Below are 2,055 nucleotides of genomic sequence, written 5' to 3'. Positions count from 1 at the left end.
TTAATGCTTCGAAATCACATTCATCAACAGACATCGCCTCAACATGAACTCTTCCAGCTTCTGTTAACGTCACAGTAGGCACAGGACAAGATGCTACAACAGTTAAAGTTGCTTTAACAAAAGCAAACAGTGATGACTCTACGGGTGAAATTTCATGATCAGGAACTACTTCAGCAACAGGAACTACAAATACAGGTTCAGTTACTGCTGCACAAAAAGCTGCAAGATTATTAAAAGATAAAGCAGATGCTGCACTTCCACAAGTAACAGAAGACATGGTTAATGCTGCAATTAATGTTAAAAAACCACACTCTGCTTCAGATACCGCCTCAACATGAGATCTTCCAACTTTCGTTAATGTTACAATAGGCACAGGACAAGACGCCGTTGTAGTTAAAGTTTCACTAACAAAAGCAGGCGGTAATGATGATGCGGGTGAAATTTGATGAACAAGTACTACTTCAGCAACTGGAACTACGCAACATGGTTCTGTTGTTGGTATATTGAATGGATTTGAAAACGCTTCTCAAAGAGCAAATAGAATTGTTCACTCGGTTACAGATGACATGGTTAATAAAGCAATTAATGCTTCAAAACCACATTCATCAACAGACATAGCCTCAACATGAACTCTACCAGCTTCTGTTAACGTCACAGTAGGCACAGGACAAGATGCCGCTGTGGTTAAGGTTGTGTTGACAAATGCAGGCGGTAATGATACAACAGGTAAAATTTTATGAACAGGTACTGCATCAACAACAGGAACAACAAACACTTATGAAGTTTTTGGTGCATTGGGTGGATTTGAAACAGCCAAACAAAATGCTGATAAAGCTATTCGTTCAATCACAAAAGACATGGTTAATAAAGCAATTAATGCTTCAAAACCACATTCATCAACAGACATAGCCTCAACATGAACTCTACCAGCTTCTGTTAATGTTACAGTGGGTAAAGGACACAATGCAGTTGTAGTTAAAGTTGCGTTAAAAAATGCAGGCGGTAATGATTCTACGGGAGAAATTTCATGAAAAGGAACTACTTCTGCAACAGGGACTACAAGCACAGGTATGACTTTCGGATCATTAGGTGGATTCGAAACAGCAAAACAGAGAGCTGATAAAGCCGTTGGCTCAATTACAGAAGACATGGTTAATAAAGCAATTAATGCTAAAAAAGCACACTCTGACACAGATATGGCCACAGATTGAACTCTTCCAGCTTTTGTTAATGTTACAGTAGGTACTGGACACAATGCAGTTGTAGTTAAAGTTGAATTAACTAACTATACGTCTAATGACGCTACAGGTGAAGTTTTTTGACTAGGAACTACTTCAGCAACTGAAACTACAAAGACTGGCTCTATTAATGGTATATTAGGTGGATTTGAAACAGCAAAACAAAGAGCGGACAAAGCTATTGATAAAGTCACAGACGACATGGTTAATGCTGCAATTAATACTAAAAAACCACACTCTGATACAGACATAGCCTCAACATGAAAGTAGGCACTGGAAAAAAAGCTGTTGTAGTTAAAGTTGCATTGCAAAATGCTGGTGGTGATGATACATTGGGTTCAATAGGATGAATAAGCACTACTTCAGCAACAGGAACTACAAAAACAGGTGGTACTCTTGGTGAATTAAATGGATTTGAAAACGCTGCACAAAAAGCTGCAAGATTATTAAAAGCCAAAGCTGATAAAGCTATTGCCAAAGTAACAGCTGACATGGTTAACAAAGCAATAAACACTTCAAAACCACATTCTGATACAGACATCGCCTCAACATGAACCTTACCAGCTTCAGTTGATGTTACAGTAGGTACAGGAAGGGATGCAGTTGTAGTTAAAGTTGCATTAACAAATACGGGTGGTGACGATACCACAGGTATCATTTCATGAACAGGTGTTACTTCTGCAACAGGAACTACAAATACAGGTTCGGTTAATGGTTCATTAAATGGATTTGAAACTGCTGCACAAAAAGCTGCAAGATTACACAAAATTAAAATTGAAGCTGCAATTCCACAAGTTACAGTGGATATGATCAATAA

The 2,055-nt window shown here is 38.3% G+C and carries 2 protein-coding genes; both read left to right on the top strand.

Going from position 1 to position 2,055, the window contains the following annotated elements; translation table 4 throughout:
• A partial coding sequence (locus C4B24_RS05055; protein WP_168388373.1) for a hypothetical protein occupies window positions 1-1,508 on the top strand: 1,508 nt, incomplete at its 5' end.
• The coding region (locus C4B24_RS04725) for a hypothetical protein (RefSeq protein ID WP_131599628.1) at window positions 1,499-2,055 on the top strand (557 nt) is incomplete at its 3' end. The genes C4B24_RS05055 and C4B24_RS04725, both read left to right, overlap by 10 nt.

The sequence above is a fragment of the Mycoplasma marinum genome (assembly GCF_004335975.1).
GTDB lineage: Bacteria > Bacillota_I > Bacilli_A > Mycoplasmatales > Metamycoplasmataceae > Mycoplasma_K > Mycoplasma_K marinum.
Note: the sequence above shows the minus strand (reverse complement) of the source record. Positions and strands in the feature narration are given on the sequence as shown.